29 protein-coding genes are annotated in these 25,416 nt (G+C 71.5%); 18 read left to right on the forward strand and 11 right to left on the reverse strand.

The window, feature by feature from the left end; genetic code table 11:
- Window positions 1-2: 2 nt before the first annotated feature.
- Window positions 3-1,262 carry an SLC13 family permease gene (locus FK530_RS01895; protein WP_146485279.1) on the reverse strand — a complete coding sequence of 420 codons (1,260 nt, stop codon included), beginning with the start codon at window positions 1,260-1,262 and terminating at the stop codon, window positions 3-5.
- A gap of 167 nt (window positions 1,263-1,429) precedes the next feature.
- Between FK530_RS01895 and FK530_RS01900 the strand changes: the two genes are divergently transcribed.
- Both FK530_RS01900 and FK530_RS01905 read left to right on the forward strand, forming a co-directional pair.
- Window positions 1,430-1,840 (forward strand): VOC family protein, encoded by a 411-nt coding sequence (locus FK530_RS01900; RefSeq protein ID WP_146485280.1) that lies wholly within the window; start codon window positions 1,430-1,432, stop codon window positions 1,838-1,840.
- Between the two features lie 9 nt (window positions 1,841-1,849).
- Window positions 1,850-2,338 (forward strand): GNAT family N-acetyltransferase, encoded by a 489-nt coding sequence (locus FK530_RS01905; protein WP_146485281.1) that lies wholly within the window; start codon window positions 1,850-1,852, stop codon window positions 2,336-2,338.
- Here FK530_RS01905 and FK530_RS01910 read toward each other — a convergent pair whose 3' ends face one another.
- On the reverse strand, window positions 2,339-3,178 hold the full coding sequence (locus tag FK530_RS01910; RefSeq protein ID WP_146485282.1) for an alpha/beta fold hydrolase: 840 nt from the start codon (window positions 3,176-3,178) through the stop codon (window positions 2,339-2,341).
- A gap of 165 nt (window positions 3,179-3,343) precedes the next feature.
- Here FK530_RS01910 and FK530_RS01915 point away from each other — a divergent pair, with 165 nt between their 5' ends.
- Window positions 3,344-3,709, forward strand: coding sequence for a hypothetical protein (locus FK530_RS01915; protein WP_146485283.1), 366 nt, complete (start codon window positions 3,344-3,346; stop codon window positions 3,707-3,709).
- A 102-nt stretch (window positions 3,710-3,811) separates the two neighbouring features.
- Complete coding sequence (locus tag FK530_RS01920; RefSeq protein ID WP_146485284.1) at window positions 3,812-4,360, forward strand: type 1 glutamine amidotransferase domain-containing protein; 549 nt, start codon at window positions 3,812-3,814, stop codon at window positions 4,358-4,360.
- A 4-nt stretch (window positions 4,361-4,364) separates the two neighbouring features.
- Here the strand turns inward: FK530_RS01920 and FK530_RS01925 are convergent, their stop codons facing one another.
- Window positions 4,365-4,829 carry a carboxymuconolactone decarboxylase family protein gene (locus tag FK530_RS01925; protein WP_146485285.1) on the reverse strand — a complete coding sequence of 155 codons (465 nt, stop codon included), beginning with the start codon at window positions 4,827-4,829 and terminating at the stop codon, window positions 4,365-4,367.
- An 18-nt stretch (window positions 4,830-4,847) separates the two neighbouring features.
- On the opposite strand from FK530_RS01925, the gene FK530_RS01930 reads away from it, so the two are divergent.
- From FK530_RS01930 to FK530_RS01945, 4 genes are all read left to right on the forward strand, one after another.
- Complete coding sequence (locus tag FK530_RS01930) at window positions 4,848-5,852, forward strand: pirin family protein (protein ID WP_146485286.1); 1,005 nt, start codon at window positions 4,848-4,850, stop codon at window positions 5,850-5,852.
- Window positions 5,849-6,175, forward strand: a complete 327-nt coding sequence (locus FK530_RS01935; RefSeq protein WP_191834081.1) for a GNAT family N-acetyltransferase — start codon at window positions 5,849-5,851, stop codon at window positions 6,173-6,175. The genes FK530_RS01930 and FK530_RS01935 overlap by 4 nt, the downstream gene beginning before the upstream one ends.
- Window positions 6,176-6,281: 106 nt before the next feature.
- On the forward strand, window positions 6,282-6,965 hold the full coding sequence (locus FK530_RS01940; RefSeq protein ID WP_166443248.1) for a response regulator transcription factor: 684 nt from the start codon (window positions 6,282-6,284) through the stop codon (window positions 6,963-6,965).
- A 6-nt stretch (window positions 6,966-6,971) separates the two neighbouring features.
- Entirely contained in the window at window positions 6,972-8,366 is a 1,395-nt protein-coding gene (locus FK530_RS01945; RefSeq protein WP_146485289.1) for a sensor histidine kinase, read from the forward strand.
- Between the two features lies 1 nt (window position 8,367).
- Here the strand turns inward: FK530_RS01945 and FK530_RS01950 are convergent, their stop codons facing one another.
- From FK530_RS01950 to FK530_RS01960, 3 genes are read right to left on the reverse strand one after another with little or no spacing between them, the layout of a single operon-like run.
- Window positions 8,368-8,769: an HIT family protein gene (locus tag FK530_RS01950; protein WP_146485290.1), complete on the reverse strand. Its 402-nt coding sequence runs from the start codon at window positions 8,767-8,769 to the stop codon at window positions 8,368-8,370.
- A 9-nt stretch (window positions 8,770-8,778) separates the two neighbouring features.
- Window positions 8,779-9,243 carry an ArsR/SmtB family transcription factor gene (locus FK530_RS01955; RefSeq protein WP_146485291.1) on the reverse strand — a complete coding sequence of 155 codons (465 nt, stop codon included), beginning with the start codon at window positions 9,241-9,243 and terminating at the stop codon, window positions 8,779-8,781.
- A gap of 9 nt (window positions 9,244-9,252) precedes the next feature.
- Window positions 9,253-10,254 (reverse strand): serine hydrolase, encoded by a 1,002-nt coding sequence (locus FK530_RS01960; protein WP_231706455.1) that lies wholly within the window; start codon window positions 10,252-10,254, stop codon window positions 9,253-9,255.
- A 93-nt stretch (window positions 10,255-10,347) separates the two neighbouring features.
- Between FK530_RS01960 and purD the strand changes: the two genes are divergently transcribed.
- From purD to purB, 3 genes are all read left to right on the forward strand, one after another.
- On the forward strand, window positions 10,348-11,586 hold the full coding sequence (gene purD, locus FK530_RS01965) for a phosphoribosylamine--glycine ligase (RefSeq protein WP_191834085.1): 1,239 nt from the start codon (window positions 10,348-10,350) through the stop codon (window positions 11,584-11,586).
- Between the two features lie 88 nt (window positions 11,587-11,674).
- Window positions 11,675-12,277 carry a TetR/AcrR family transcriptional regulator gene (locus FK530_RS01970; RefSeq protein ID WP_146485293.1) on the forward strand — a complete coding sequence of 201 codons (603 nt, stop codon included), beginning with the start codon at window positions 11,675-11,677 and terminating at the stop codon, window positions 12,275-12,277.
- 55 nt (window positions 12,278-12,332) lie between these two features.
- Complete coding sequence (purB, locus tag FK530_RS01975) at window positions 12,333-13,760, forward strand: adenylosuccinate lyase (protein WP_146485294.1); 1,428 nt, start codon at window positions 12,333-12,335, stop codon at window positions 13,758-13,760.
- A gap of 57 nt (window positions 13,761-13,817) precedes the next feature.
- Here the strand turns inward: purB and FK530_RS01980 are convergent, their stop codons facing one another.
- Window positions 13,818-14,624 (reverse strand): DUF559 domain-containing protein, encoded by an 807-nt coding sequence (locus FK530_RS01980; protein ID WP_158645005.1) that lies wholly within the window; start codon window positions 14,622-14,624, stop codon window positions 13,818-13,820.
- Window positions 14,625-14,869: 245 nt separating this feature from the next.
- Between FK530_RS01980 and FK530_RS01985 the strand changes: the two genes are divergently transcribed.
- Together FK530_RS01985 and FK530_RS01990 are read left to right on the forward strand one after the other, a co-directional pair.
- On the forward strand, window positions 14,870-15,760 hold the full coding sequence (locus FK530_RS01985) for a phosphoribosylaminoimidazolesuccinocarboxamide synthase (RefSeq protein ID WP_146485296.1): 891 nt from the start codon (window positions 14,870-14,872) through the stop codon (window positions 15,758-15,760).
- The gene (locus FK530_RS01990) at window positions 15,757-17,847 is read left to right on the forward strand and encodes a S9 family peptidase (RefSeq protein ID WP_146485297.1); all 2,091 of its coding nucleotides are present in this window, start codon (window positions 15,757-15,759) and stop codon (window positions 17,845-17,847) included. The genes FK530_RS01985 and FK530_RS01990 overlap by 4 nt, the downstream gene beginning before the upstream one ends.
- Before the next feature lie 119 nt (window positions 17,848-17,966).
- Here the strand turns inward: FK530_RS01990 and FK530_RS01995 are convergent, their stop codons facing one another.
- Together FK530_RS01995 and FK530_RS02000 are read right to left on the reverse strand one after the other, a co-directional pair.
- Window positions 17,967-19,574 carry a DHA2 family efflux MFS transporter permease subunit gene (locus FK530_RS01995; RefSeq protein ID WP_146485298.1) on the reverse strand — a complete coding sequence of 536 codons (1,608 nt, stop codon included), beginning with the start codon at window positions 19,572-19,574 and terminating at the stop codon, window positions 17,967-17,969.
- Window positions 19,571-20,065, reverse strand: coding sequence for a MarR family winged helix-turn-helix transcriptional regulator (locus tag FK530_RS02000; RefSeq protein ID WP_146485299.1), 495 nt, complete (start codon window positions 20,063-20,065; stop codon window positions 19,571-19,573). The genes FK530_RS01995 and FK530_RS02000 overlap by 4 nt, the downstream gene beginning before the upstream one ends.
- Before the next feature lie 81 nt (window positions 20,066-20,146).
- Between FK530_RS02000 and FK530_RS02005 the strand changes: the two genes are divergently transcribed.
- Both FK530_RS02005 and FK530_RS02010 read left to right on the forward strand, forming a co-directional pair.
- Window positions 20,147-20,638, forward strand: a complete 492-nt coding sequence (locus FK530_RS02005) for a glutathione peroxidase (protein ID WP_146485300.1) — start codon at window positions 20,147-20,149, stop codon at window positions 20,636-20,638.
- 101 nt (window positions 20,639-20,739) lie between these two features.
- Window positions 20,740-21,438 (forward strand): DUF2334 domain-containing protein, encoded by a 699-nt coding sequence (locus FK530_RS02010; RefSeq protein WP_146485301.1) that lies wholly within the window; start codon window positions 20,740-20,742, stop codon window positions 21,436-21,438.
- Window positions 21,439-21,466: 28 nt separating this feature from the next.
- On the opposite strand, the gene FK530_RS02015 is transcribed toward FK530_RS02010, so the two are convergent.
- On the reverse strand, window positions 21,467-22,111 hold the full coding sequence (locus tag FK530_RS02015) for an MBL fold metallo-hydrolase (RefSeq protein WP_146485302.1): 645 nt from the start codon (window positions 22,109-22,111) through the stop codon (window positions 21,467-21,469).
- Between the two features lie 81 nt (window positions 22,112-22,192).
- On the opposite strand from FK530_RS02015, the gene purS reads away from it, so the two are divergent.
- The 3 genes from purS to FK530_RS02030 are packed head-to-tail and all read left to right on the forward strand — an operon-like array spanning window position 22,193 to window position 24,377.
- The gene (purS, locus tag FK530_RS02020; protein WP_146485303.1) at window positions 22,193-22,432 is read left to right on the forward strand and encodes a phosphoribosylformylglycinamidine synthase subunit PurS; all 240 of its coding nucleotides are present in this window, start codon (window positions 22,193-22,195) and stop codon (window positions 22,430-22,432) included.
- Entirely contained in the window at window positions 22,429-23,103 is a 675-nt protein-coding gene (purQ, locus tag FK530_RS02025; protein WP_146485304.1) for a phosphoribosylformylglycinamidine synthase subunit PurQ, read from the forward strand. Before purS ends, purQ begins: the two co-directional genes overlap by 4 nt.
- A complete protein-coding gene (locus tag FK530_RS02030; protein ID WP_146485305.1) occupies window positions 23,103-24,377 on the forward strand; it encodes a M18 family aminopeptidase in 1,275 nt (424 codons plus the stop codon). Before purQ ends, FK530_RS02030 begins: the two co-directional genes overlap by 1 nt.
- Here FK530_RS02030 and FK530_RS02035 read toward each other — a convergent pair whose 3' ends face one another.
- Window positions 24,378-25,409 carry a zinc-binding dehydrogenase gene (locus tag FK530_RS02035; RefSeq protein ID WP_231706456.1) on the reverse strand — a complete coding sequence of 344 codons (1,032 nt, stop codon included), beginning with the start codon at window positions 25,407-25,409 and terminating at the stop codon, window positions 24,378-24,380.
- Between the last annotated feature and the right edge of the window lie 7 nt (window positions 25,410-25,416).

Consider the following 25,416-nt stretch of genomic DNA (forward strand, 5'->3'; position numbering starts at 1 on the left):
GGTCAGAGCAGCGCGATCGGGATCAGGCTCAGCACGCCAGGGACGACGACGGCGAGCGTGGCGGCCAGGATCAGCAGGCGCCGGAACAGCGCGTCCTGCTCCTCGTGCACGGTGTTGCCGATGATCAGCGTCCCGGCGACGTGGATCGGGTTCATCACCATCAGCGCGGACGGGACGCACACCGCGGCCGTCACCCAGAAGACGGCGCCGGTGTGCCCGAAGGAGCCGAAGGCGATCGGCATCATCAGGCCGAGCACGCCGAGCGTCGAGCTCTCGATGTTGCACAGCAGCGCCGTCAGGTAGGCGAGCACCAGGATCAGCAGTGCCCCGGTCCCGAGGTGCTGCAGGATGTGCGCGATCGAGTCCATCGTCCCGATCCGCTGCATCAGCCCGAGGTAGGTGAGCAGTCCGCAGAGCAGCAGGATCGAGTTCCACGGGATGCGCGCGAGCAGCGACCGTTCGTCGGCCTGCGCGTGGAAGGCGATCTGCAGCAGCGCCGCGAGGCACATCGCGGTGAGGCCGACGTCCGTCGTGGCGAGCACCACCAGCAGCACGAAGGCCACCAGCGCGGCGCCGGAGGCGGCCATGTACCAGGGGTTCGACGGTGCCTCGTGCTGCTCCGCCGCAGCCGGCGCCGGCGTGGCCTCGACGGGGTGCCCCCGCCTGCGCGCGAGGACGGTGAGCGCCTGCAGGACCGCGACGACGATCACCGCCACCGTCATCGAGACCGCCCACAGGCCCCACCCGGAGTAGGTCACGCCGACCTTGTTCGCGGCCGCCCGCACCACCGCGCCGGTGGGGTTGAGCGGCGACAGGCCCGCCGAGTTGGCGCCGATGATCACCGCCAGCTCGCTGATCAGGAAGGTCCGGCGCGAGCGCACCCCGACGTGCGCGACCATCGGCACCAGGAAGGCGATCGGTGCCGTCGAGAACGCCCCCGCGGTGGACAGTGCCGCGCCGATCGCGAAGCCCGCCCACGGGATCAGCCCGTGGCGGTCGCCGATCGCCGCGTACACCCGATCGACGAACAGCTCCAGGGCGCGGCTGCGTTCCAGGTGCGCGAAGAGCAGGGAGACGCCCGCGATGAGCACGACGATGTCCCCGGGGAAGGCCGTGTACATGGCCTTCGCGTCGACGCCGGCGACGACGAGCACGGGTAGGGCGGCGGCGAGCGCGAGGACCCCGATGTTCATGCGGCGCAGGATCGCGAGGACCAGGATTCCGCCCAGCAGGACGAGCGAGAGGACCTGCGGTGCGGTCATCGACGACTCCCTCCGACGGTCCGCCGCGCCCGTCGGGCCGCCGCGGAGCAGAACGTTGCGTTGCGAAACTACTCTTTCGTGGGTCCGCCGATCCCGTCCGCGCGGTCGTGCCGCGCGGTTCGTCCCCGTTCGGGTGATATGCCGCCGCGGCGGCCTATCGTGGAGCCATGGCCCCTCCCCGTTTCCGGCAAGTGGTCCTCGACGCCGCGGACGCGCGCAGGTCCGCGGAGTTCTACCGCGCGTTCCTCGGGCTCGACTACCTCCCCGGCGACGAGCCGCGCGCCGGGGTCGGCGACCCCGACTTCATCGTGCTCACCGATGCGGACGGCCGTCGCCTGCTCGCCTTCCAGACGGTGCCGGCGTTCGCCCGCTCCACCTGGCCGTCGATGGACGTGCCGCAGCAACTGCACCTCGACTTCGCGGCCCGCGACCTCGCGGAGATGGCGGAGCAGCACGACCGGGTGCTCGCGCTCGGCGGCAGCCTGGTCGACGACCGGATCGACGACCCGGAGGAAGCGCTGCGCGTCTACGCCGACCTGGACGGGCACCCGTTCTGCATCTTCGTGGCCGAGCAATAAGCTGGCCGCATGGAGATCCGCGACGCGCAGCCGGCCGACCTGCCGGCGATCCTCGTCATCCACAACGATGCCGTGGAGAACTCGACCGCCATCTGGTCCGAGGAGAAGGCCGACCTCGCCGAGCGCGAGGCATGGCTGGCGGAGCGCCGGGCCGGGGGCTTCCCGGTCCTCGTCGCCATCGTCGACGGTGCGCTCGGCGGGTACGCGACGTACGGGCCCTTCCGCGCCAAGTCGGGGTACCGGCACACCGTCGAGAACTCGGTGTACGTCGCGGACGGCTACTACCGGCGCGGGATCGCCGAGGCGCTGATGGTCGCGCTGATCGAGCGCGCGCAGCAGTCCGACGTGCACGTCGTAGTGGCTGCGATCGAGGAGTCCAACCACGCCTCGGTGGCGCTGCACCGCAAGCTCGGCTTCCGGGTCACCGGGCAGATGCCGCAGGTCGGCATCAAGTTCGGCCGCTGGCTGGACCTGGTGCTCATGCAGCGCATCCTGTAGTCACACCCGCGCCGCGGTCGCGACGATCTCGGCCGCGAGCTGCTCGGGCCGCTCGTCGGGGATCCAATGGCTCACCCCGTCCAGCACGACGAACCGGTACGGCCCGTCGACGTACTCGCCCGCGAGCTCCGCTCCGGCCCGCGTGAGCGCGATGTCGTCCGTGCTCCACACGTACGTCACCGGGCAGCCGATGCGGGTGCCCTCGCCGGGCTTCACCGCGGTGAAGGGCATGCCCCGGTAGTAGTTCAGGCCGCCGGTCAGGAGGCCGGGCGTCAGCACTTCATCGACGACGGTGCGCACTGCGCCGTCGGGCATCCCGCTCGCGCGGAGGAAGGCCTCGAACCGGCCCGGGAACCTCCGGGCCAGCAGCTCCGGGACGGCCGGGATCTGGAACAGGAACATGTAGTACGACTTCAGCGCCTGATTCGAGCGGAGGAAGGCGCGCAGGAAGGCGAGCGGGTGCGGCACCGAGACGGCGGTGAGCGTGCGCACCGACTCCGGGTAGGTGGCCGCGGTGAGCCACGCCGTCGACGAACCCCAGTCGTGTCCGACGAGGTGCGCCGGCCCCGTCCGCTGCAGCAGCGCCGCCACGTCGGCGGCCAGCTCGGAACTGCGGTACTGCCAGCGCCGCGCCGGGCTCGCGGTGCGCGCGTACCCCCGCTGCCACGGCACGACGGTGCGGTACCCCTGCGCGTGCAGGTGCTCGGCCGTCGCCTCCCAGGAGGTGGGCGTCTGCGGGAAGCCGTGCAGCAGCACGACGATCTCACCGTCGATCGGCCCGCTGTCGACCACCGGGAAGGTGAGGCCCGACCGGGTGAACTCCGTGATCCGTTCCGTCATGGCCTCACCCAACCACGCGCGCCGGCCCGCCACATCCGCCTGGGGGAGGAGGTGGGCCGGCGTCGGCGTCACCCGACCTGGTTCTTAAGCGGCTCTTGAGCGGCGCTCAAGAGCCCGCCGCGATGCTGTGGAGGTCAGCAGAACGTCCACGGAGAAGGAGCAGTCATGATCATCCGCACGAAGATCGTCGCCGCCACCGCCGCCCTGGCGGCAGCTGCAGGGATCGCCGCCGTCGCGCCCGGGGCCGCGAACGCCGCGCCCAACGGCTGCGACGTGCATCAGAGCACGATCGCGCACATCGAGACGCCCAGTTCCAGCGCCTCCATCTGCCGATGGCAGGGAGACGGCCGCACCGAGTACCGCGGCTTCGGCAAGGGCAACGGCCTGGCCGTGACCGCGCCGGTCGTGTGGTCGAACGGCGCGTCGTACAGCGCCGTCAACAACGGCTACACCTACCGCCTCGACGTGGGCCGCGGGCTCGCCGTCATCGCGCCGAACGGGTACCAGATCTCCTACGAGCCCGCGCTGTAGGAGGCGGCTCGATCGCGACCCCGGCGGCGCGCCCGCCGGGGTTTCGGTGCGCGGCCCACGGGGTATTCCCGGGCGTCACCGACAGCGACGGAAGGAGTGGACATGGGCGGACTCGACGGCAGGACGATCGCGTTCCTCGCGGCGCCCGAGGGGACCGAGCAGGTGGAACTCACGGAACCGTGGCGGGCGCTCCGGGAAGCGGGTGCCACGAATCGGCTCCTCTCGACGGAGGCGGGCACGATTCAGGCCTTCGACCACCTCGACCGCGCCGACACCTTCGCCGTCGACGGCGTCGTGGGCGAGGCCGACCCCTCCGCGTTCGACGCCCTCGTGCTCCCCGGTGGGGTCGCGAACCCCGATGCCCTGCGCACCGACGAGGCCGCAGTGGACTTCGTGCGACGGTGCGCGGAGACGGGGACCCCGATCGGCGTGATCTGCCACGGGCCGTGGACGCTCATCGAAGCCGGAGTGGTGCGGGGCCGCACCCTGACCTCCTACCCGAGCGTGCGGACCGACCTGGTCAACGCGGGCGCCACCTGGGTGGATCAGGAGGTGGTGGTCTGCCGGGACGGCGCGGGACCGATCGTCTCCAGTCGGCGGCCCGACGATCTGCCCGCGTTCTGCAGCGCGCTGGTGGCCGCGTTCGCCTAGTGCCTCACACCCGGTGCCGCACCTCGTACCCGCTCACCACGGACACGCGGTTGAAGGCGTTGATGGTCACCGCCGCCCAGATCAGCACCGAGGTCTGCGCCTCGTCGAGCACGTCGGTCGCGCGGTCGTAGGCGATGTCCGCGGCGTGGTGCGGCGGCAGCTCGGTGACCAGTTCGGCGATCTCGAGGGCGGCGCGCTGCATGTCGTCGAACAGCGCGGGCGCCTCGCGCCAGGCCGCCACGACGTCGAGCTGCTGGTCGGTGAGTCCGGCCGCGCGCCCCGCGCGGGCGTGCAGGTCGAGGCAGTAGGCGCAGCCGTTGAGCTGCGAGCACCGCAGGTTCACCAATTCGACCACGTCCCGGCCGATCCCGGCGGCCTCGGCGGCGGCCGCCACCTCCGTCGAGACGGCGATCAACTGCTTGTAGATGCGGGGAGACGCCTTGTCGATCCGCACGCGCTGGGCTGGCATGGCACTAGGCTAGCGGTCATGAGCAACGTCGACCGACAGCCCGAAGAGGTCGAGTGCGGGGCCACGGTGGACGCAACGGCCCCCGGCGCCGGCGTCGAGGTGATCTCTCCGCGGGAGGTGCCGCTCGGTGGCCCCCGCGCGATGACGGTGCGCCGCACCCTCCCCACGCACGAACGCTCGATGGTCGGGGCGTGGTGCTTCGCCGACCACTACGGCCCCGACGAGGTGGACCGCTCCGGCGGCATGAACGTTCCGCCGCACCCGCACACCGGTCTGCAGACCGTGAGTTGGCTGTTCGAGGGCGAGATCGAGCACCGCGACAGCGCCGGCGTCGAGGCGCCGGTCCTGCCGGGCGAGATCAACCTCATGTCCGCGGGCTACGGAATCAGCCATTCGGAGGTCTCCACCCCGCAGACCCGCCGGCTGCACGGGGTCCAGTTGTGGCTCGCCCTGCCGGACCGGGCGCGCAACGCGCCCAACGGCTTCCAGCACCACGCGCCGGCCGCCGTCGACCTTCCCGACGTGCGGTCCGGCGGGCCGGGTGGCAGCGCCCGCGTCTTCATCGGCGAGCTCGCGGGCAGTGTCTCCCCGGTCGTCACCGCCACCCCGCTCCTCGGCGCCGAGCTGATCCTGCGGCCCGGCGCGCGGGTGAGCCTCGCGGTCGACGCCGCGTTCGAGCACGGGGTCCTGCTCGACACCGAGCGTCTTCTCGTCGACGGTGTCGCGCTCGCCCGGGGAGATCTCGGGTACGTCGGCCCGGGACTCGGCGGGCTGCGCCTGCACAACCCCGCCGAGGAGGACGCCCGGGTGGTCCTGCTCGGCGGCGTCCCGTTCGATGAGGACATCGTGATGTGGTGGAACTTCGTGGGCCGCACGCACGAGGAGATCGTGGAGTACCGCGAGGAATGGGAGCAGCGCTCCGTACGTTTCGGCAGTGTGAGCGGATGGCGCGACGATCAGTACCTGCCGGCGCCGCCGCTCCCCACGACCCGGCTCAAGCCCCGCAGGAGGAACCCGCAGTGACCGAGAACACCGAGAACGTCGCCGTCACCCGCAACGACGCCGAGGGCCGCTACGACATCACCGTGGACGGGGAGCTCGCCGGCTTCACCGTCTTCCTGGACCGTGGGGACCAGCGCATCTTCCCGCACACCGAGCTCGACGAGAAGTTCTCCGGCCGCGGCCTCAGCGGCATCCTGGTGCACGACGCGCTGACCGACACCCGCGCCGCGGGCAAGCGCGTCGTCCCGGTCTGCCCGCTGGTCAAGCGGTACGTCTCCAAGCATCCCGAGGTGCAGGACATCGTCGACCCCGTGACCCCGGAGATCCTCGCCTCCCTTCGCTGATCGAGCATCGCGCCGTCACGTTCACAGCGAACTGACAGCGAGTCGTCAGAAAGGTGGGCGCCGCGCCGTGCACTATGGCGGTGTGTCCAGTGCGAATGACGAAGCCATGCCCCGCGTACTCGTGGTCGACGACGAGCAGAGCATCCGGGAGTTGCTGCAGGTCAGCCTCAAGTTCCAGGGCTTCGACGTGGCCGTCGCCCACGACGGGCCCGCGGCCCTCGACCGCGTCCGCGCCTTCCGGCCGGACGTGATGGTGCTCGACATCATGATGCCGGGCATGGACGGGCTCGGGCTGCTCAAACGGCTCCGCCAGGACGGGATCGACGCGCCCGCCCTGTTCCTCACGGCCCGCGACTCGGTCGAGGACAAGGTCGCCGGCCTCACCCTCGGCGGCGACGACTACGTCACCAAGCCGTTCAGCCTCGAGGAGGTCGTGGCCCGCATCAACGTCCTGCTGCGGCGCCACGGCTTCGGTGAGGACGAGGCCACCACCCGCCTGACCTTCGCCGACCTCGAGCTGGACGACGAGACGCACGAGGTGTGGAAGGCGGGCGAGCTGGTCTCCCTCTCGCCCACGGAGTTCACGCTGCTGCGGTACTTCATGGTCAACGCCGGCGTCGTGCTGTCGAAGCCGCGGATCCTCGACCACGTCTGGCACTACGACTTCGGCGGCGACGTCAACGTCGTCGAGTCCTACGTCTCCTACCTCCGCCGCAAGGTCGACACGGGCGAGAAGCGGCTCATCCACACCCTCCGCGGCGTCGGCTACGTGCTCCGCGAACCGCGGTAGGCGCGCATGGGTTCGACCTCCCTGGCCTCCCGCGTCCCCCTGCGCCTGTCCCTGGTCGCGGTCGTCGTCGGCCTCGTCTTCCTGGGCCTGCTGGCCTCCGGGACCGCGCTGACCGCGGCGATGAAGGACCAGCTCCTCTCGCGCGAGGACCAGGCGCTGCGCCAGGCGGCCGAGACGTGGGCCCGGCCCAAGCCGCCGATCCTGCCGGAGCCCTCCCGCGGAGGCCGTCCGCCCACTCGCTTCTACCAGGCCGTCTTCCTCCCCGACGGGCGACAGCTGCAGATCAGCAATCCCGATTTCACGCAGCGGCCCGACCTCTCGGGTCTCGGCGACCTGGACGGCGACGCCGTCACGGTGCATTCCGCCGGCGGCGGGGGACCGGAGTGGCGCGTGGTGCAGTCCTCGTCGGAGTACGGCGTCGCCTTCGTCGCGGTCACGCTCACGGACGTCGACTCGACGCTCCGGGCCATGGTCGCGCTGGAGCTGCTCATCGGCGGCGGCGTGCTCGTCATCGCCGGCGGCCTCGGCTACCTCGTGGTGCGCCGGTCGCTCCGTCCGCTCGAGGAGGTGGAGGCCACCGCCGAGGCGATCGCCGCGGGGGACCTCACGCGCCGGGTGCCCGAGGCACCCGCCCACACCGAGGTCGGCCGGCTGTCGACGTCGATCAACACGATGCTGCACCAGGTGCAGGACTCCTTCGACCGCGTCGCGTCCTCGGAGGAGCAGGCCCGCGCCGGCGAGGAGCGGATGCGACGCTTCGTGGGCGACGCCTCGCACGAGCTGCGCACCCCGCTGACCTCGATCCGCGGCTTCGCCGAGCTGTACCGGCAGGGCGCCACCGATGACACCGGCTTCGTCATGTCCCGGATCGAGTCCGAGGCGGAGCGGATGGGGCTGCTCGTGGAGGACCTGCTGCTGCTCGCGCGGCTCGATGCGCGCCGGCCGCTCGCGGCGGACACCGTCGACCTGGTCGCGGTGGCCGACGACGTGGTGCACGCCGCGCAGGCCCGCGAGCCGGGCCGGGACATCGCGCTGGAGGCGGAGACCGGCACCGTCGCGCTGACCGGCGACCGGGACCGCCTGCATCAGGTGGTCACCAACCTGGTCTCGAACGCCCTGCGCCACACCCCCGACGAGGCGACGGTGCGTGTGCGGCTCAGCGAGGAACCGGGCGCGGTGGTGCTCGCCGTCGCCGACACCGGGCCGGGCATGGAGCCCGACGAGGCGGCGCGGGTCTTCGAGCGCTTCTATCGCACCGACACCTCGCGCAGCCGCGGCAGCGGCGGCGCCGGGCTCGGGCTGTCGATCGTGCACAGCATCGTCGAGCGGCACGGCGGCACCGTCACCGTCGATACGGCGCCGGGCGCGGGCGCGACCTTCACGGTGCGCCTGCCCGGGTAGCTCACTCCGCCGCGAGCGCCTCCACGATCCTGGTCTGCGCGTCGTCGAGCGACTCGGGCGAGGGATTGGGGTCGGCCTGGCCGAAGTCGAAGTCGGTGAGCGCGTAGGCCGGGAAGACGTGCACGTGCAGGTGCGGCACCTCGAGGCCCGCGATCACCACGCCGGCGCGCGGCGCGTCGAAGGCGCGCTTGACGGCGCGGCCCAGCTTCCGCGAGACGGTGCTGATGTGATTCCAGAGCTCGTCGTCGACCGACTCCCAATGGTCGACCTCCTCGCGCGGCACCACCAGCACGTGGCCCTGTGTGAGCGGGGCGATGGTCAGGAACGCCACCACCGAATCGTCCTGGTACACGAACCGGCCCGGGAGCTCGCCGGCGATGATCTTCGAGAAGACGGATGCCATGCGGCCAGGCTATCGGAGCAGTCCACCGATGTCCGCGGACGCCAGCATCGCCACCAGGATCGGCACCACCCGCTGCGGCGCCACCGCGTACTGGCCGCGCGCGCCCTTGTCGACCACGCCGGCTCCGGTGAGGGTCCCCAGGTGGTGGTACAGCTGCCCCTTGGACCCGCCGTCGGCGCGTTCCATCAGCTCCGCGGCCGTGCGGGGGCCGAGCAGCAGGTCCTGCACGAGGGCGAGTCGCGCGGGATGGCCGAGCGCCGCGAGGACCGTCGCGAGCCGCTCGGGCGGCATCGCGGCCACCGCCCCGGCGGAGTAGTCGATGCGCCAGCCCACGTCGCCGTCGAGGCTCACCGTTCCGGTGTATCCGACGGTGCCGCCGGCCGTCGGCGGCTGCTCCGCCGGTGCGGTTCCCACCGCCGCCTCCAGTGCGGCGACCCGTGTTTCGAGGTCGGCGAGGCGGTCGTCGTCGGTCATGGCGGGAGTCTACGAGCGCAGCGCGCACGCCACGCGCCCGCGGGTGTCGGCGTCGGTCATGGCCCGCAGCAGGAGCTCCTGGTGCGGCATGCCGGCCTCGGTGTCCTTGCGGGCGTCCGCCGGGGAGATCCGGCGCACCATGAGCACCCCGACGGTGACGGAACCGTCGGGCCTGCGTCCCTCGAAGGCCTCGGTGAGCACGGCCGGCAGTGAGCCGCCCTTGAAGCCGAGCGCCGCGAGGCCCGCCGGGGCGCCGCCCTGGAACTCGAGGAAGCCGCGGGCGAGGTCCGCGCCCGGGCCGGAGCGGCCGGTGGCGATATCGCCGATGAGCCGCGCGAACGACGAGGCCGGCGCCGCGTAGGTCTGGTCCGCGGCACGCTGTACCTGCTCCGGTGTGCCCGCCCCGCTGGCGACGAGCCCGTCGTAGAGGCCCTTGAGCGACGGGGCGGGGCCGGGCATCCCGTACCGCGTCATCACGTCCTGCAGCGCCTCGTCGCCGAGGCGGGCGCGGATCGCGTCGGGTGCGGCGCTGTCGGAGAAGCGGATCATCACATCGGCGAGCTGGTGCAGAGAGACGGTGCCGGACGGGTCGTTCGGGACGCCGTTCGTCGCGGGTATCCCCAGGTACTCCAGGGCCTTGATGTGGGCACCGCCGTCGAGCGGGGTGCCCCGGTAGGCGACGTACCACTTCTGCCAGTCGGCGACGGGGATCCGCTCGTTGAGGTCGATGCGCCCGGCGCCGGCCCGGCCGGTGAGCGCGGCGAGGTGGATCAGCTTGAGCATCGAGGCGGTGGGCATCGCCGCGTCCGGACGGTGCCGGACGGTGCCGCCGCGGCCGTCGTCGACCACGAGTGCGACGTCGCCGCGGTGCTGCGCGAGGTACCCGGTCCAGCCCGCCGCGGTGCCGGTATCGACCGCGGGCGCGGGCGCGCACGGAGCGGCGGTCGTGGACGGGGCCGGCCCCGTGGCCACGAGTACGGCGGTGACGGCGGTGATCAGGGTGCGGCGCATCGCGTTCTCCTCGGTACGATGAATCGTAATTCCGGAATTACGATACCGATGCTGACGTCGGATGTACAGGGCCGCCCCGGTAAGGTCGGCGACGTGCGAGTACTCGTCATCGGCACCGGCGGCCGCGAACACGCCCTCATCGACGCGCTGACCCGCGACCCCCAGGTCACCGAGCTGCATGCCGCCCCGGGCAATCCGGGTACGGCCGCGATCGCGACCAATCACGCGGTGGACGCCTCCTCCGGTGACGAGGTGGCGGCGCTCGCCGAGCGGCTCGGAGCGGACCTCGTGGTGATCGGCCCCGAGGTCCCGCTCGTCCTCGGCGTCGCCGACGCGGTCCGGGCCCGCGGCATCGCCGTCTTCGGGCCCTCCGCCGCGGCCGCGCAGATCGAGGGCTCCAAGGCCTTCGCCAAAGACGTCATGGACGCCGCCGGCGTGCGCACCGCGCGCAGCGAGATCGTCGACAGCCCCGCCGACATCGACGCCGCGCTCGACCGCTTCGGCCCCACCTGGGTCGTCAAGGACGACGGCCTGGCCGCGGGCAAGGGCGTCGTCGTGACGGCGGATCGCGCCGCGGCCCGCGCGCACGCCGCGGACCTGATCGAATCGGGCCGCCCCGCGCTGCTGGAGTCCTTCCTGGACGGTCCCGAGGTCTCGCTCTTCTGCCTCGTCGACGGCGAGGACGTGGTGCCGCTGCTGCCCGCGCAGGACCACAAGCGGGTCGGCGACGGTGACACCGGGCCCAACACGGGCGGCATGGGCGCGTACTCGCCGCTGCCCTGGCTCGCCGACGGTGCGGTCGACGACATCGTCGAGACCGTCGTGCGTCCCGTCGCCCGCGAGATGGTGCGCCGGGGCGTGCCCTTCTCCGGGCTGCTGTACGCGGGCCTCGCGATGGGTGCCGAGGGGCCCGCCGTCGTCGAGTTCAACTGCCGCTTCGGCGACCCCGAGACCCAGGCGGTGCTGAGCCTGCTCGAGTCGCCGCTGGGCGAGGCGCTGCACGCGACCGCGACGGGCGGTCTGGGTTCCCTGCCGCCGCTGCGGTGGCGCGACGGTGCCGCCATCACCGTGGTGCTGGCCGCCGAGAACTACCCCGCCGCGCCGCGCAAGGGCGACGTCATCACGGGCGCCGAGGGCGCGGGGATCTACCACGCCGGCACGGCCGTCGACGCCGACGGACGCCTCGTCTCGAACGGCGGCCGGGTGCTCAACGTGGTCGGCGTGGGCGATGACCTGGCCGCGGCCCGCGCGGACGCCTACGCGAAGCTGGAGCGGATCAAGCTGCCGGGCAGCCATTTCCGCACTGATATCGGACATCAGGCCTTGCAGTAGCGCGGTTCGCCCACGTCGGCCGAACTGGACGCCGACGATTTGGTCGAAACCCTCAGGCCGAGCGGGACGTGCTGGCAGCATGTCTCAGATGACAGCCGCGACCACGCCCAAGGGTGAGCGCCGGCGCGCGGCCCTCGTGGCGGCGGCCGGAGAGCTCCTCGTCGAGGGCGGCTTCGAATCGGTCCGGCACCGCGCCGTCGCGCACCGCGCGCACATCCCCCTGGCCGCGACCACCTACTATTTCGAGTCGCTCGGCGATCTGCTCTCCCACGCCGTCGCCTACGCGGGCGAGCTGGACGTCGCCGCCGTCCGCGCCCGCGCGGAGGCGGTGAGCCGGCGCAAGCGCGGTGATTCCGCCCTCGCGAAGCTCCTCTCCTCGGTCTTCTTCGCCTGTGACACCGCCGCCGAGCGCGGCGCTCTCGTCTCGCGCTACGAGCGGATGGTGCTGTGCGCCCGCGATCCCGAGCTCACGCGGCTGCAGGCGCAGCTGCGGAACGTCTTCGCGGACCTGCACGTGGAGGTGCTCACCCGATCGGGGCGCCGGGTGTCGGGGCCGTGCGTCGAGCGGCTGATGGCCATCGAGGACGGTGCCGCGCTCGCCGCGTTCACCGACCACGGTTCCGACGTGCCCCGCGCGGTCCGCGACGCGCTCGCCACGGTGATCGACGATCTGGCGCCCGCCCTGGAGTGATGGGCCCCGCGCCCGGGACGGACGAGAGGGAACGGGTCCGTGAGAGAATCGGGGCGTGAGCACCTCCCGCATCCCCGACGTCCTCGCCAACCGGTACGCCAGCCCCCGCATGCGCGAGCTGTGGTCGCCGGAGCACAAGATCGTGCTGGAGCGTCAGCTCTGGATCGCGGTGCTCAAGGCGCAGCGCGACCTCGGGATCGACGTGCCCGACGGAGCCGTCGAGGCCTACGAGAAGGTCGTCGACCAGGTGGATCTGGCGTCCATCGCCGAGCGCGAGCGGATCACGCGGCACGACGTGAAGGCACGGATCGAGGAGTTCAGCGACCTCGCGGGCTTCGAGCAGATCCACAAGGGCATGACCTCGCGCGACCTGACGGAGAACGTCGAGCAGCTGCAGGTCCTGCGCTCGCTGGAGTACGTCCGCGATCACGCCGTCGCGGTGGCGGCCCGGCTCGCCGAGCGGGCGGCGCAGTACTCCTCCGTCGTCATGGCCGGCCGCTCGCACAACGTCGCGGCGCAGGCCACCACCCTCGGCAAGCGCTTCGCGAGCGCCGCGAACGAACTGCTCGTGGCGATCGCCCGCATCGAGGACCTGATCGGCCGCTACCCGCTGCGCGGCATCAAGGGCCCGATGGGCACGTCGCAGGACATGCTCGACCTGCTGGGCGGCGACGCCGCCAAGCTCGCTTCGCTGGAGGAGCGGGTGGCGGAGCACCTCGGATTCTCGCAGTCCTTCGTCTCGGTGGGGCAGGTATACCCCCGATCGCTCGATCACGACGTGGTGAGCGCGCTGGTGCAGGTGGCTGCGGGACCGTCGTCGATGGCCACGACGATCCGGCTGATGGCCGGGCACGAGCTGGTCACCGAGGGCTTCCAGCCGGGCCAGGTGGGCAGCTCCGCGATGCCGCACAAGATGAACACCCGCTCCTGCGAGCGCGTCAACGGCCTCACCGTGATCCTGCGCGGATACGGCTCGATGGCGGCCGAGATGGCGGGTTCGCAGTGGAACGAGGGCGACGTCTTCTGTTCCGTGATCCGCCGCGTGGCCCTTCCGGATTCGTTCTTCGCGATCGACGGACTCTTCGAGACCTTCCTGACCGTTCTCGACGAGTTCGGCGCCTACCCCGCGGTGATCGAGAACGAGCTGAACCGCTACCTGCCCTTCCTCGCCACCACCCGCGTGCTCATGGCCGCGGTGCGCGCCGGTGTCGGCCGCGAGGTCGCGCACGAGGCGATCAAGGAGCACGCCGTCGCCGTGGCCCTCGCGATGCGTGAGGAGGGCCGCGAGCCCGATCTGCTCGACCGCCTCGCGGGCGACTCCCGCCTCGGCCTCACCCGCGCCCAGCTCGACGAGGCGCTGGCCGACCGCGCCGCCTTCACCGGCGCCGCCGAGGCGCAGGTCGCCCAGGTCGTCGCCGACGTCGAGGCGCTGACCGCGAAGTACCCCACCGCCGCCTCCTACACTCCCGCCCCCATCCTCTGACCCACCGGTTCCCTGCGGTTCCGGCGGCCGCGACCTGCGATTCGCCCGCCGAAACCGCTAGAAACCGAGTGATTCCGGTGGCGCCGGGTCCTCCGGCTTGGTCATGGCGCCTGCTGGGAGCTCGAGGCGGGGCTCCGTCGGCGTCGGGCCGCTCCAGCCGCGCCGCCGCAGCTCGGATTCGATCCTCGCGATGAACGCCGCACGGTCGCGGGTCAACGTCGTGGACGTGACCCTGATGATCACCCACTTATGGTCGGTGATCGCGTTCCAGCGCCGAATGTCCTTTCGCTGCTGGGCGATTGAGCGGTGATATCCGCCGTCGTACTCGATCGCGATCCGGTGCTCCTGGTCTCCGAGGTCCACGTGGTACTGGGTACCGGGGACCGGTGACTGGGGTGTGAAGAACGTCAGCCCCGAGCGATGGACGGTGAGACGGGTGTACGTCTCCCAATGCGAGTCGGTGCCGGTGCTCGATTCGGCGAGCACGGCCCGCACCCGACGTGCGCCGTAGAACCGCGGATGTGCGTCGAGGTACGCCTGGACGGCCCCTTTCGTGGTCACCGACCTGCCGTACCGATCGACGCGAAGGCACTGGTCGAAGCCTGCGATGCCCTCGTCATCGGTGGTGTGACGGGCGATGTCCGCCGCCGTGAGGGCGCCGCACGTGGCCCGCCGGCGCAGGACGATCTCCATGTCCTCGTCGAGCATCTGACCCACCCGGATGATCACCCCCTTCCGCGTCCGTTGCTGCGGTAGCCAGATCTCCGGAGGATGCCCTTCGGTGTAGAGGGCGCCGTGGAGGGCCGCGGCGGTCCACCCGGTGAACACCGCATCGGGGTACGCGATGGCCAGCGCGTCGCGCACGTCGCGGGCGGTCGGGGCGGTTGCGCCATGGCATCGGACGCCCTGAATGACGGATGTCGAGTCGAGTCGCATCGCGTGCGGGGTCTCCGTCCGTAGGAGGTCGCGCGTTCGGCGGATCATATGAATTGGACGCACCACCCCGCACGCACGGTTCCCGCTCCCTGCATTCCCTGCGGTTTCGGCGGCCGCGACCTGCGATTCGCCCGCCGAAACCGCAGGGAACCGTCAGGCGATAGGGTGGCGGTGTGCGTCCTGAACTGAGCGAATACACGCCGATCTACTCGGGCAAGGTCCGCGAGCTGTACGAGATCGACGACGAGCACCTGCTGCTGGTCGCGAGCGACCGGATCAGCGCCTACGACTACATCCTGGACACGCCGATCCCGGACAAGGGGCGTGTGCTCACCGCGATGTCGGTCTTCTTCTTCGACGCGCTCGGCGTTCCGAACCACCTGGCCGGGCCCGCCGACGACCCGCGCATCCCCGAGTCGGTGCTCGGGCGCGCGCTCGTCACGCGCCGGCTGGAGATGGTGCCGGTGGAGTGCGTCGCCCGCGGTTACCTCACCGGCTCCGGCCTCAAGGAGTACCGCGCGGGCGGCGAGGTGTGCGGCGTCCCCCTGCCGGACGGACTGGTCGACGGCAGCCGCATCGACCCGCCGATCTTCACCCCCGCCACCAAGGCCGCCGTCGGCGACCACGACGAGAACGTCTCCTTCGAGCGGGTCGCCGAGGACGTCGGGATCGAGTTGGCAACGCGCCTGCGCGACCTCACGCTCGACGTCTACACCCGTGGCGCCGACATCGCGCGCGAGCGGGGGATCATCCTCGCGGACACCAAGTTCGAGTTCGGGCACAGTTCCGACGGTGACCTCCTCCTCGCCGACGAGGTGCTCACGCCCGATTCCTCCCGGTACTGGGACGGTGCGCTGTACGAGCCGGGTAAGACGCTTCCCAGCTTCGACAAGCAGATCGTCCGCGACTGGCTCACGAAGGAATCCGGCTGGTCGACCTCGTCCGACACCCCGCCGCCGGCCCTGCCCGCCGAGGTCGTGGAGCGCACCCGGGCCAGATACATCGAGGCGTACGAACGCATCTCGGGCCTGCGCTTCGCCGACTGGCCGGGCGGAGCGGCATGAGCGCCCCGGCCCAGCCCGTCGCGCAGAAGGTCCCGTCCTCACGCACCTTCCACGGCGACACCGTGATCGACGACTACGCCTGGCTCGCCGATACCAAGAACGACGAGGTGCTCGACTACCTGCGCGCCCACAACGCCTTCACCGAGGCCGCCACGGCGGGCCACGAGCCCCTGCGGGCGGCGATCTTCGGGGAGATCAAGGCGCACACGCAGGAGACCGACATGTCGGTGCCGCAGCGTCGCGCGGATCACTGGTACTACGCGCGCACCGTCGAGGGCAAGCAGTACGGGATCCACTGCCGGGCACCGATCTCGGGTCCCGACGACTGGACTCCACCGGTCCTGTCCGACGAGCCGCTCCCCGGCGAGCAGGTGCTGCTCGACCTCAACGTGGAGGCCGAGGGGCACGAATACATCGCCGTCGGCGCCGCCTCGGTCTCGCCCGACGGCACGCTGCTCGCCTTCTCCCTCGACACCGCCGGCGACGAGCGGTTCACGCTGCGCATCAAGAACATCGACACGGGCGAGCTGCTGCCCGATGAGGTCGGCGACGTCTTCTACGGCGCCACCTGGGCCCTCGACGGGCGGCACCTGTTCTACACCACCGTCGACGAGGCCTGGCGCGCCGACAGCATCTGGCGGCACGAGATCGGCTCCGCCGCGGACGATGTGAAGGTCTTCCACGAGGCGGACCAGCGCTTCGGCGTGGGCGTCGGCCTCACCCGCAGCGAGAAATACCTGATGATCGCCGCCTCGTCGACGCTGAGCTCCGAGACCTGGGTCCTCGATGCGGCCGATCCCACGGGCGAGTTCCGTCTACTGCGGCGGCGTGAGGAGGACGTCGAGTACTCGGTCGAGCACGCGGTGCTCGACGGCGAGGACCGGTTCCTGTTCCTGCACAACCGCACCGGTATCAACTTCGAGCTGGCGTCGGCCCCCGTCGACGCGCCGGAGGCGTGGACGGTCCTCGTCCCGCACCGCGACGACGTGCGCCTGGAGTACGTGGACGCCTACGCCCGACGTCTCGCCCTCGGGTACCGACGGGGCGGCCTGCCGCGGCTCGCGCTCGCCGCGGCCACGGCCGCACCGGAGTTCACCGAGTGGGACCCGGGCGAGGAGCTCGTGAACCTCGGTCCGGCAGCGAATCCCGAGTGGGACGCCCCGCGCCTGCGCCTGGCCTACGAGTCCTTCGTGACCCCTGGCACCGTCCTCGAGCTCGACCCGGAGACGGGCGAGCAGACGGTGCTCAAGCGCGCCAACGTCCCCGGCTACGACGCCGCGCTCTACACCGCGGAGCGGCTGTGGGTGACCGCCCGCGACGGCGCGGAGGTGCCCGTCTCGGTGGTGCGCCGCAAGGATGTTCCGGATGGTCCGGCGCCGACCCTGCTGTACGGCTACGGCTCCTACGAGGCCACGCTCGACCCGTGGTTCTCGGTCGCGCGGCTCTCGCTCATGGACCGCGGCGTGGCCTTCGTGGTGGCGCACGTGCGCGGCGGCGGCGAGATGGGGCGCGCCTGGTACGACCACGGCAAGCAGCTGGAGAAGCGGAATACCTTCACCGACTTCGTGGACGTCGCACAGAACCTCGTGGACACCGGCCGGTCGGTGCCGCAGCGGCTGGTGGCGATGGGCGGCAGCGCGGGCGGCCTCCTCGTCGGCGCCGTGGCGAACCTGGCACCGGAACTGTTCTCCGGCATCGTCGCCGACGTTCCGTTCGTGGACCCGCTCACGTCGATCCTCGACCCGAGCCTGCCGCTCACGGTGGGGGAGTGGGACGAGTGGGGCAACCCGCTCGAGAGCGCCGAGGTGTACCGGTACATGCGGGACTACTCGCCGTACGAGAACGTCGCCGCGAAGCCCTATCCTGCGATCCTCGCGACGACCTCCCTCAACGACACCCGGGTGCTGCCCACCGAGCCCGCGAAGTGGGTGGCCAAGCTCCTCGACCACACCACCTCGGGGGAGCAGATCCTGCTCAAGACCGAGATGGTCGCCGGCCACGCGGGGGTCAGCGGGCGCTACGCGAAATGGCGGGAGACGGCGTTCGAGTACGCCTGGGTCCTCGACAGGCTCGGCGTCGCGCAGTAGCTCCGGCCACCCACCGGGAAGGTCGGGCCACGGCACCGTCGCCGGCTAGCGCCCGACCCCGGATGCACGAAGTGCCCGGCCCCCAGGGGGACCGGGCACTTCCTGTCAGACGGTGATGATCAGTGCGGCATGACCATCTGGCGTTCCGCGGCCTCGGTGTCCGTCGCGTGGGTGCGCGGCAGGAAGAACGCGGGGATGATGCACAGCGCGACCAGGATCGCGGCCACGAAGTAGGTGTTCCCGAAGGCCTCCGCCGCGAACGGCAGGTTCTCGTGCAGGAACTTCGAGAAACCGCTCTCGCCCTGGAACATCGCGATGCCGCCCTCGCGGGCCTCGGGGCTCGAGTTCAGGCCGAAGGCGAGCGCGCCGGTGTGCTTCTCGCCCTGCGGCGTCTGCATCGCCGGGCCGGCGTTGGTGAGCCAGTTGGTGAACAGCACCGAGAAGATCGCGGTGCCCATCGACGCGGCGATCTGCTGGACGATGTTCGTCAGCGTGGAGCCGCGGGAGATGGATTCCGGAGCGAGGGTGCGGATCGCGGCCGACATCGTGGGCATCATCGTCATACCCATGCCGAGGCCCTGGATCAGCAGCGAGCCGAGCAGGATCCAGTAGGGCGTGTCCGCCGAGAGCTGGGTGAAGGCGATCATGCCGCCGGTGATCAGCGCGAGGCCGGTCATGACGAACTTGCCCGGGCCCATCTTGTCGGTGAGCACGCCGGCGATCGGCATGGTGAGCATGGCGCCGAGGCCCTGCGGGGCGAGCAGCAGGCCGGCCATCAGGGTCGACTCGCCGCGGATGCCGATGAAGTACTGCGCGTACAGGATCGAGCTGCCGAAGAAGGCCATCGCGAACATCGCGAAGGTGATCATGGCGACCGTCATGTTGCGGTTCTTGAACAGTCGCAGGTCGAGCAGCGGCAGCTTGGCGCGCAGCGCCCAGAAGACGAAGGCGACGATCAGCACCAGGCCGACGACGGTGGCGGGGATGACCCGGCCGGTGTACATCGACGAGTCCGACTGCGCCTCGGGGATCGACGAGACGCCGAACAGGAACAGCGCGAGGCCGGGGGAGAGCAGCACGAAGCCGACGAGGTCGAACTTCTGGCCCTTGACGGGCTCGTCCTTGTCCAGCACGAACCAGGCGTAGACGATCGCGAGCGCGCCGATCGGGACGTTGATCAGGAAGATCCAGTGCCACGAGAAGGACTCGATCAGCCAGCCGCCGAGGATCGGGCCGCCGATGGGGCCGAGCAGCATCGGGATGCCGAGCACGGCCATGACGCGGCCGATGCGCTCCGGGCCGGCGGCCCGGGTCAGGATCATCATGCCCAGCGGCATCAGCATGCCGCCGCCGAGGCCCTGCAGCACCCGGTACAGGATCAGCAGGTCGATCGAGGTCGCGGTGGCACACAGAGCGGAGCCGGCCACGAACATCGCGGTCGCTGCCATGTACAGCCGCTTGGTGCCGAACCGGTCGGCGGCCCAGCCGGTCACGGGGATCACGGCGGCCAGGGCCAGGGTGTAGCCGGTCATGGTCCAGGCGACGGTGGCGGGCGATGCGCCCCACTGCGCCTGGAAGGTGTTCTGCGCGACGGCCACGATCGTCATGTCCAGGATGGCCATGATCGACCCGAGGACGACCACACCGGCCACCATCAGGACACGACGGTCGAGGCCCTCACCCGCGTGCGGGATCGCGCTCTTGTCGAGCGTGTTCTCGGTACTCATGCGTTCTCTTTCATTGCGGTGAAGAAGGGGTTCGGAGGGATCAGGCCCTCGTCGAGGATCTCGACCATCACGTCGTGCAGCCGGGTGCGGAGCTCGAGCGGCAGCCGCTCCGCGAAACTCAGCACCTCACGGTGCTTGTCGCTGACCGCGGACGCAACTGTTTTTCGCCCGAGGTCGGTGATGGTCAGGTTCTTGATCCGGCGGTCCGAGGCGTCCTCACGCCGATCCACCATCTCGAGCTGGACAAGCTTCTCCACGTTCCGTCCCGTGGCGGCGACGGACAGTCCCAGATCGTCGGCGAGCCGGTTGATCGGGAGCGGGGCCTCAGCGGCCGTGAGCTGCAGCAGGATGTGGAACTGGTGCGCGGTGATGTCCGACGACAGCATCGTGCCCAGGCTCTCCTGCGTGACGTTGCACATGAGTCGGCCCATGAACTCGCCGAAGACCGCGGAGAGGTCCTCGGGAGTCACGTCCCTGGAAGTTGCTTGCACCCGAAAACGATAACTCTGACGCAACCATTGCGCAATCGAGATAGATGTGTCCTGCGTTACATCCCGCGTAGGCTCGGGCGCATGACCACTCTCGACTCCATCGCCCTGACCACCCTCGACGGCGCCCCCACCTCCCTCGCCGAATACGCCGGCCGGGCCGTGCTCGTCGTCAACGTCGCCAGCAAGTGCGGGCTGACCCCGCAGTACGCCGGCCTGGAGGCGCTCGCGACCCGGTACGCGGACCGCGGGCTGACGGTGTTGGGCGTGCCCTGCAACCAGTTCGCCGGGCAGGAGCCGGGCACGGCGGAGGAGATCGCCACCTTCTGTTCCACGAGCTACGGCGTCACCTTCCCGCTGCTGGCGAAGACCGAGGTCAACGGCGAGAACCGGAACCCGCTGTACGTGGAGCTCACCCAGACCGCCGACGCCGAGGGCGAGGCCGGCGACGTCCAGTGGAACTTCGAGAAGTTCCTCGTCGCGCCCGACCACGTCGCGGTGCAGCGCTTCCGCCCGCGCACCGAGCCCGAGTCCGCCGAGGTCATCGGCGCGATCGAGGCCGTCCTCCCCGCCTGATCGGCGCGGGCGGCGCGCCGCGGCACCCGCCGGCGGACTCGTTCAGCGACACGCAACCTGTCGTCCCCGAACGGGACACCTGGGGCGCGCACACTGCGGACATGAGCTCGCCGCTGTACGTCTCGGTCTCCGCCCTCTCCGACGCCACACGCGCCGACGCGGAGCGGTTCACGGCTCGGATGGACGAACGCGGTGTGCCCGTCTCGCTGCTCGTGGCGCCCCGCCTGAAGGGCAAGTACAAGCTGGTCGACGACCCGTCGACCCAGTCCTTCCTGCGGGAGCGCCGCGTCGGCGGTGACGCGATCGTGCTCAACGGATACGACCAGGCCGCGACGAAGCGTCGCCGGGCCGAGTTCTCCACCCTCGGGGCGCACGAGGCCGCGTTGCGCCTCGCCGCCGCCGACCGGGTGCTGGAGACGGTGGGCCTGCGGACCCGCGTCTTCGCCGCGCCCCGCTGGAACGCCTCCACGGGGGCGGTCCTCGCGTTGCCCGACGCCGGCTTCCGCCTGAACCTCGGCTACACCGCTATCACCGATCTCGTCACCGGCGCGGAGGAGAAGGCCCGCGTCCTCGGTATCGGCGACGGATTCCTCAGCGAGCCCTGGTGGTGCCGGGCGCTGCTCGCGCAGGCCAACCGCATCGCCCGACGGGGCGGCACGCTCCGTCTCGCGGTCGACGCCCGACGGCTCGCCTCCTCGACGGTCTCGCGCACCATGCTCGACGCCGTCGACCTCGCGCTGCATCACGGCGCCTCGCCCGTCGTCTACGAGCACCGCGCGCGGGTCCTCGTCGCCGCCTAGGATTCGCCGCTCCCGGGACGGCGCACCGTCAGACCTCGAGCGAGCCCTCGGCGTCCCAGCGGATGAAGTCGGCACCGTCGGGACGCAGTTCGGCGAGCCGGCCGAGGTAGACCCCCGCACCCTCCTGCGTGAGCAGCGCGTCGTGGATCGGGACCGCGGTGTCGGGGCGGACGGCGCGGAAGAAATCGATGGTCTCGCTGATCCGGCACCACGGCGCGTTCACGGGCAGGCCGAGGACGTCGACGGCGACGTCGGGGACGTGCAGGGCGTCGCCGGGGTGGTAGAAGCGGCCGATCCGCTCCTCGTCACCGAGCAGGACCGACGTGTTGTCGATGGTCGGGATGTCCGGGTGGATCACGGCGTGCACCCCGCCGACAGCGCGGGCGATGAGGTTGCCGATCCCGTAGTCGTGGCCGGGAACCGCGGCGATCCAGCGGCCGCCGCGGGTGGCCGCGGTGGTCGGGTCGGCGAACAGCTGCGCCTCGGGATTGGCGTCGACGAGGGCGTCGATGCGCTCGGGATCGATGTGGTCCGGATGCTGATGGGTGACGACGATCGCGTCGAGCCCCGTCAGGTTCTCGAAGCCGGTGGAGAAGGTGCCGGGATCGAAGAGGACCCGGGTCTCGGACATCTCCACGAGGACGCAGGAATGGCGGTAGTGGGTGAGTCGCATGCGCCCAGTATGCGCCGGTAAACTGGCAGTCACAGCGCGATCGACACCTCCAGAACGCGCTCGAACCGAGAGGGAAGCTACGTGGCACGGATTGTGGTGGATGTGATGCCGAAGGCCGAGATCCTGGATCCCCAGGGGAAGGCGATCGTGGGCGCGCTCGACCGCCTCGGATTCGCCGGTGTCGCGGACGTGCGGCAGGGCAAGCGGTTCGAGCTCGAGGTCGAGGGCGACCTGAGCGACGAGCAGCTCGAGAAGATCGCGGCCGACGTTCTCACGAACACCGTGATCGAGGACTTCACCATCACGCGGGTGACCGCATGACGCGCGTCGGCGTCATCACCTTCCCCGGCACGCTCGATGACGTCGACGCGGCGCGCGCGGTGGAGCGCGCGGGCGGCGAGGCCGTCGCGCTCTGGCACAAGGACCACGATCTGCAGGGCGTCGACGCCGTCGTCGTCCCCGGCGGCTTCTCCTACGGCGACTACCTGCGCGCCGGCGCCATCGCCTCCCTCGCCCCCGTGATGACCGAGGTCGTCGAGGCGGCGGGCAAGGGCATGCCGGTGCTCGGCATCTGCAACGGCTTCCAGATCCTGTGCGAGGCGGGCCTGCTCCCCGGCGCCCTGACCCGCAACGAGGGCCTGCACTTCGTGTGCCGCGATCAGTGGCTGCGCGTCGAGGCCACGAACACCGCGTGGACCTCCCGCTACGAGGCGGGCGCCGAGATCCTGGTCCCCGTGAAGAACGCGGAGGGCCGCTTCCAGGCCTCCGAGGCCGTGCTCGACGAGCTCGAGGGCGAGGGCCGCGTCGCCTTCCGCTACGTGGGCGGCAACCCCAACGGCTCGCAGCGCGACATCGCCGGCATCGCCTCGGCGAACGGCCGCATCGTCGGCCTCATGCCGCACCCCGAGCACGCCACCGAGGCCCTCACCGGCCCGTCGGACGACGGCCTGGGCATCTTCTACTCCGCGCTGGACGCGGTGCTGTCGGCCTGATGGCTACCGGCCGAGCCTCCGCGGACGGATTGTGCGCCTTCGTCGACGCCTCCCCGTCGCCCTTCCACGTCTGCCGGACGGTGGCCCGCCGCCTCGGTGAGGCCGGGTACACGGAACTGGTCGAGCACGACGTCTGGCCGGGGCCGGGCCGGTACTTCGTGGTGCGCGGCGGATCGATCATCGCCTTCGACTCGTCGCACTGCGAGCACGGCGAGCTGCCCGCGTTCCGCATCGTCGGCGGCCACACGGACAGCCCGAACCTGCGGGTCAAGCAGCATCACGACGCGGAATCCGCGGGGCTCGCGCAGGTGCTCCTGGAGTCCTACGGCGGCGCCTGGCTCAACTCCTGGCTGGACCGCGACCTCGGCGTCTCCGGTCGCCTCGCCGTGCGCGAGGGCGGCCGGGTGGTGCACACGCTGGTGCGGATCGACGAGCCCCTGCTGCGGGTTCCACAGCTGGCCATTCACCTCTCGGAGAACCGCAAGGGTGTCGAGCTCGATCCCCAGCGTCACCTGCACGCGATCTGGGGCGCCGCCGGCGCGGGCGGCTTCCTGGCACGCGTGGCGGCCGCGGAGGGCTATGCCGCCGACGACGTGCTCGGGTTCGAGCTGATGACGCACGACCTGGCGCCGTCCCGCACCGTCGGGGCCGACGGTGCGCTGGTCTCCGCGCCTCGGCTCGACAACCAGGGGACCTGCTACGCGGGCACCGAGGCGCTGCTGGCGATCACGCCGGTCGACGGGATCGTGCCCGTGCTCGCCCTGTTCGACCACGAGGAAGTGGGCTCGGGCTCCGATCGCGGAGCCGCGTCCGACTTCCTGATCACCGTGCTGGAGCGGATCGGCCTGTCGCACAGGCTCAGCCGCGAGGATTTCCTGCGCACGCTGAGCCTGTCCGCGGTGGCATCCGGCGACATGGCGCACGCGACGCACCCGAACTACCCGGACCGGCACGAGCCCGCGCACCACATCGCGGTGAACGGCGGACCGGTCCTCAAGGTGAACCAGAATCTGCGCTACGCCTCCGATTCCGACGGCGAGGCGCTCTTCGCCCTCGCCGCGGAGCAGGCGGGCGTGCCGCTGCAGCGCTACGTGCACCGGGCCGACCTGCCCTGCGGGTCCACGATCGGTCCGATCACCGCGGCCCGCACGGGCCTGACCACCGTCGACGTCGGGGCACCGCAGCTCGCGATGCACAGCGCCCGCGAGCTCATGGGCTCCGCCGACATCGGGTACTACTCCGCGGCGCTCGCCGCGTTCCTCGCCCCGGCCTGATCAGGCGCGGAAGTCCAGCAGTACCTTGCCCGAGGCCGCGGGGTCGCGGGCGATCGCGAAGGCCGCCGCGGCGTCCGCAGCCGGGAGTACGTGGGTCACCACGCCGCGCACGTCCAGCGAGCCGTCGGCGAGCGCGGCGATGACCTCGTCGATCTCGTCGTTGAACCGCAGCGCCCCGCGCAGGTCCAGCTCGCGGGTGATGGCCTGCGCCGCGGGGAAGTCGATGTCGCCCGCCCGCTGCAGACCGAGCAGCACGACGACGCCGCCGCGCGCCGCAGCATCGACGGCGGCGTGCAGGCCGGGCACCGTGCCGGAGGACTCGAGCACCACGTCCGCGTGCAGCGCGGCGATCGCGTCGGATTCCCGGGCGTCGAGCGCCGCAGCGGCGCCCAGCGTCAGCGCGCGCTCCCGGGGACCGGCCGCGACGTCCGTGGCCACGACCTCGGTGGCGCCGTGGTGCAGGGCCACTGCGATCGCGAGCAGCCCGATCGGACCCGCGCCGATCACCGCGACCCGCTTGCCCGCGACGTCGCCGGCCCGCGCGAGCCCGTGCCAGGCGACCGCGGCGGGCTCGATGAGGGCCGCGTCCCGCGCCCCGATCCCGGCGGGCAGGGCACGCAGCATCCGCGTGGGGAGCGCGACCCGGCGGGCGAAAGCGCCGTCGCAGTGCGGGACGTGCGCGGCGGAGCCCAGATACGTCGCCGCCGGCGCGAGGTTCGGGCGGTCCTTCGGGTACGGCACCCCGTCGATCGCGTGGGGCGTGCCGGGGTGCACGGCGACGGGCGTCCCGGGGGCCGGGCCGGAGCCGTCGGCCGCCGCCCGTGCGACGACGCCGACCACCTCGTGCCCGAGGAGCATCGGGGCGCGCAGGATCGAGGTCCCGGCGGCGCCGTGCTGCCAGTAGTGCAGGTCGGAACCGCACACCCCGCCGTACTCGATCGCGATCACCGCCTCGTCGAGGGAGGGTGACGGCTCGGGCAGCTCCTCGACGCGCAGATCCCCGGCCGCGTGTGCGACGACACCCAGGTTCACATCGTCT

The sequence above is a fragment of the Tsukamurella conjunctivitidis genome (genome assembly GCF_007858475.1).
Taxonomy (GTDB): Bacteria; Actinomycetota; Actinomycetes; order Mycobacteriales; family Mycobacteriaceae; genus Tsukamurella; species Tsukamurella conjunctivitidis.

What these genes read in the sequence shown, in the direction of transcription:
- FK530_RS01970 (WP_146485293.1), top strand. Translation starts at nt 11,675, where the DNA reads ATGACAGCCGCGACCACGCCCAAGGGTGAGCGCCGGCGCGCGGCCCTC.
- FK530_RS01925 (WP_146485285.1), bottom strand. Translation starts at nt 4,829, where the DNA reads ATGCCAGCCCAGCGCGTGCGGATCGACAAGGCGTCTCCCCGCATCTAC.
- FK530_RS02030 (WP_146485305.1), top strand. Translation starts at nt 23,103, where the DNA reads ATGGCTACCGGCCGAGCCTCCGCGGACGGATTGTGCGCCTTCGTCGAC.
- FK530_RS01945 (WP_146485289.1), top strand. Translation starts at nt 6,972, where the DNA reads ATGGGTTCGACCTCCCTGGCCTCCCGCGTCCCCCTGCGCCTGTCCCTG.
- FK530_RS01955 (WP_146485291.1), bottom strand. Translation starts at nt 9,243, where the DNA reads ATGACCGACGACGACCGCCTCGCCGACCTCGAAACACGGGTCGCCGCA.
- FK530_RS01940 (WP_166443248.1), top strand. Translation starts at nt 6,282, where the DNA reads ATGCCCCGCGTACTCGTGGTCGACGACGAGCAGAGCATCCGGGAGTTG.
- FK530_RS01905 (WP_146485281.1), top strand. Translation starts at nt 1,850, where the DNA reads ATGGAGATCCGCGACGCGCAGCCGGCCGACCTGCCGGCGATCCTCGTC.
- FK530_RS01900 (WP_146485280.1), top strand. Translation starts at nt 1,430, where the DNA reads ATGGCCCCTCCCCGTTTCCGGCAAGTGGTCCTCGACGCCGCGGACGCG.
- FK530_RS01960 (WP_231706455.1), bottom strand. Translation starts at nt 10,254, where the DNA reads ATGCGCCGCACCCTGATCACCGCCGTCACCGCCGTACTCGTGGCCACG.
- FK530_RS02010 (WP_146485301.1), top strand. Translation starts at nt 20,740, where the DNA reads ATGAGCTCGCCGCTGTACGTCTCGGTCTCCGCCCTCTCCGACGCCACA.
- FK530_RS01995 (WP_146485298.1), bottom strand. Translation starts at nt 19,574, where the DNA reads ATGAGTACCGAGAACACGCTCGACAAGAGCGCGATCCCGCACGCGGGT.
- FK530_RS01920 (WP_146485284.1), top strand. Translation starts at nt 3,812, where the DNA reads ATGGGCGGACTCGACGGCAGGACGATCGCGTTCCTCGCGGCGCCCGAG.
- FK530_RS01910 (WP_146485282.1), bottom strand. Translation starts at nt 3,178, where the DNA reads ATGACGGAACGGATCACGGAGTTCACCCGGTCGGGCCTCACCTTCCCG.
- FK530_RS01950 (WP_146485290.1), bottom strand. Translation starts at nt 8,769, where the DNA reads ATGGCATCCGTCTTCTCGAAGATCATCGCCGGCGAGCTCCCGGGCCGG.
- FK530_RS01930 (WP_146485286.1), top strand. Translation starts at nt 4,848, where the DNA reads ATGAGCAACGTCGACCGACAGCCCGAAGAGGTCGAGTGCGGGGCCACG.
- FK530_RS01895 (WP_146485279.1), bottom strand. Translation starts at nt 1,262, where the DNA reads ATGACCGCACCGCAGGTCCTCTCGCTCGTCCTGCTGGGCGGAATCCTG.
- FK530_RS02005 (WP_146485300.1), top strand. Translation starts at nt 20,147, where the DNA reads ATGACCACTCTCGACTCCATCGCCCTGACCACCCTCGACGGCGCCCCC.
- purQ (WP_146485304.1), top strand. Translation starts at nt 22,429, where the DNA reads ATGACGCGCGTCGGCGTCATCACCTTCCCCGGCACGCTCGATGACGTC.
- FK530_RS01990 (WP_146485297.1), top strand. Translation starts at nt 15,757, where the DNA reads ATGAGCGCCCCGGCCCAGCCCGTCGCGCAGAAGGTCCCGTCCTCACGC.
- FK530_RS01915 (WP_146485283.1), top strand. Translation starts at nt 3,344, where the DNA reads ATGATCATCCGCACGAAGATCGTCGCCGCCACCGCCGCCCTGGCGGCA.
- FK530_RS02015 (WP_146485302.1), bottom strand. Translation starts at nt 22,111, where the DNA reads ATGCGACTCACCCACTACCGCCATTCCTGCGTCCTCGTGGAGATGTCC.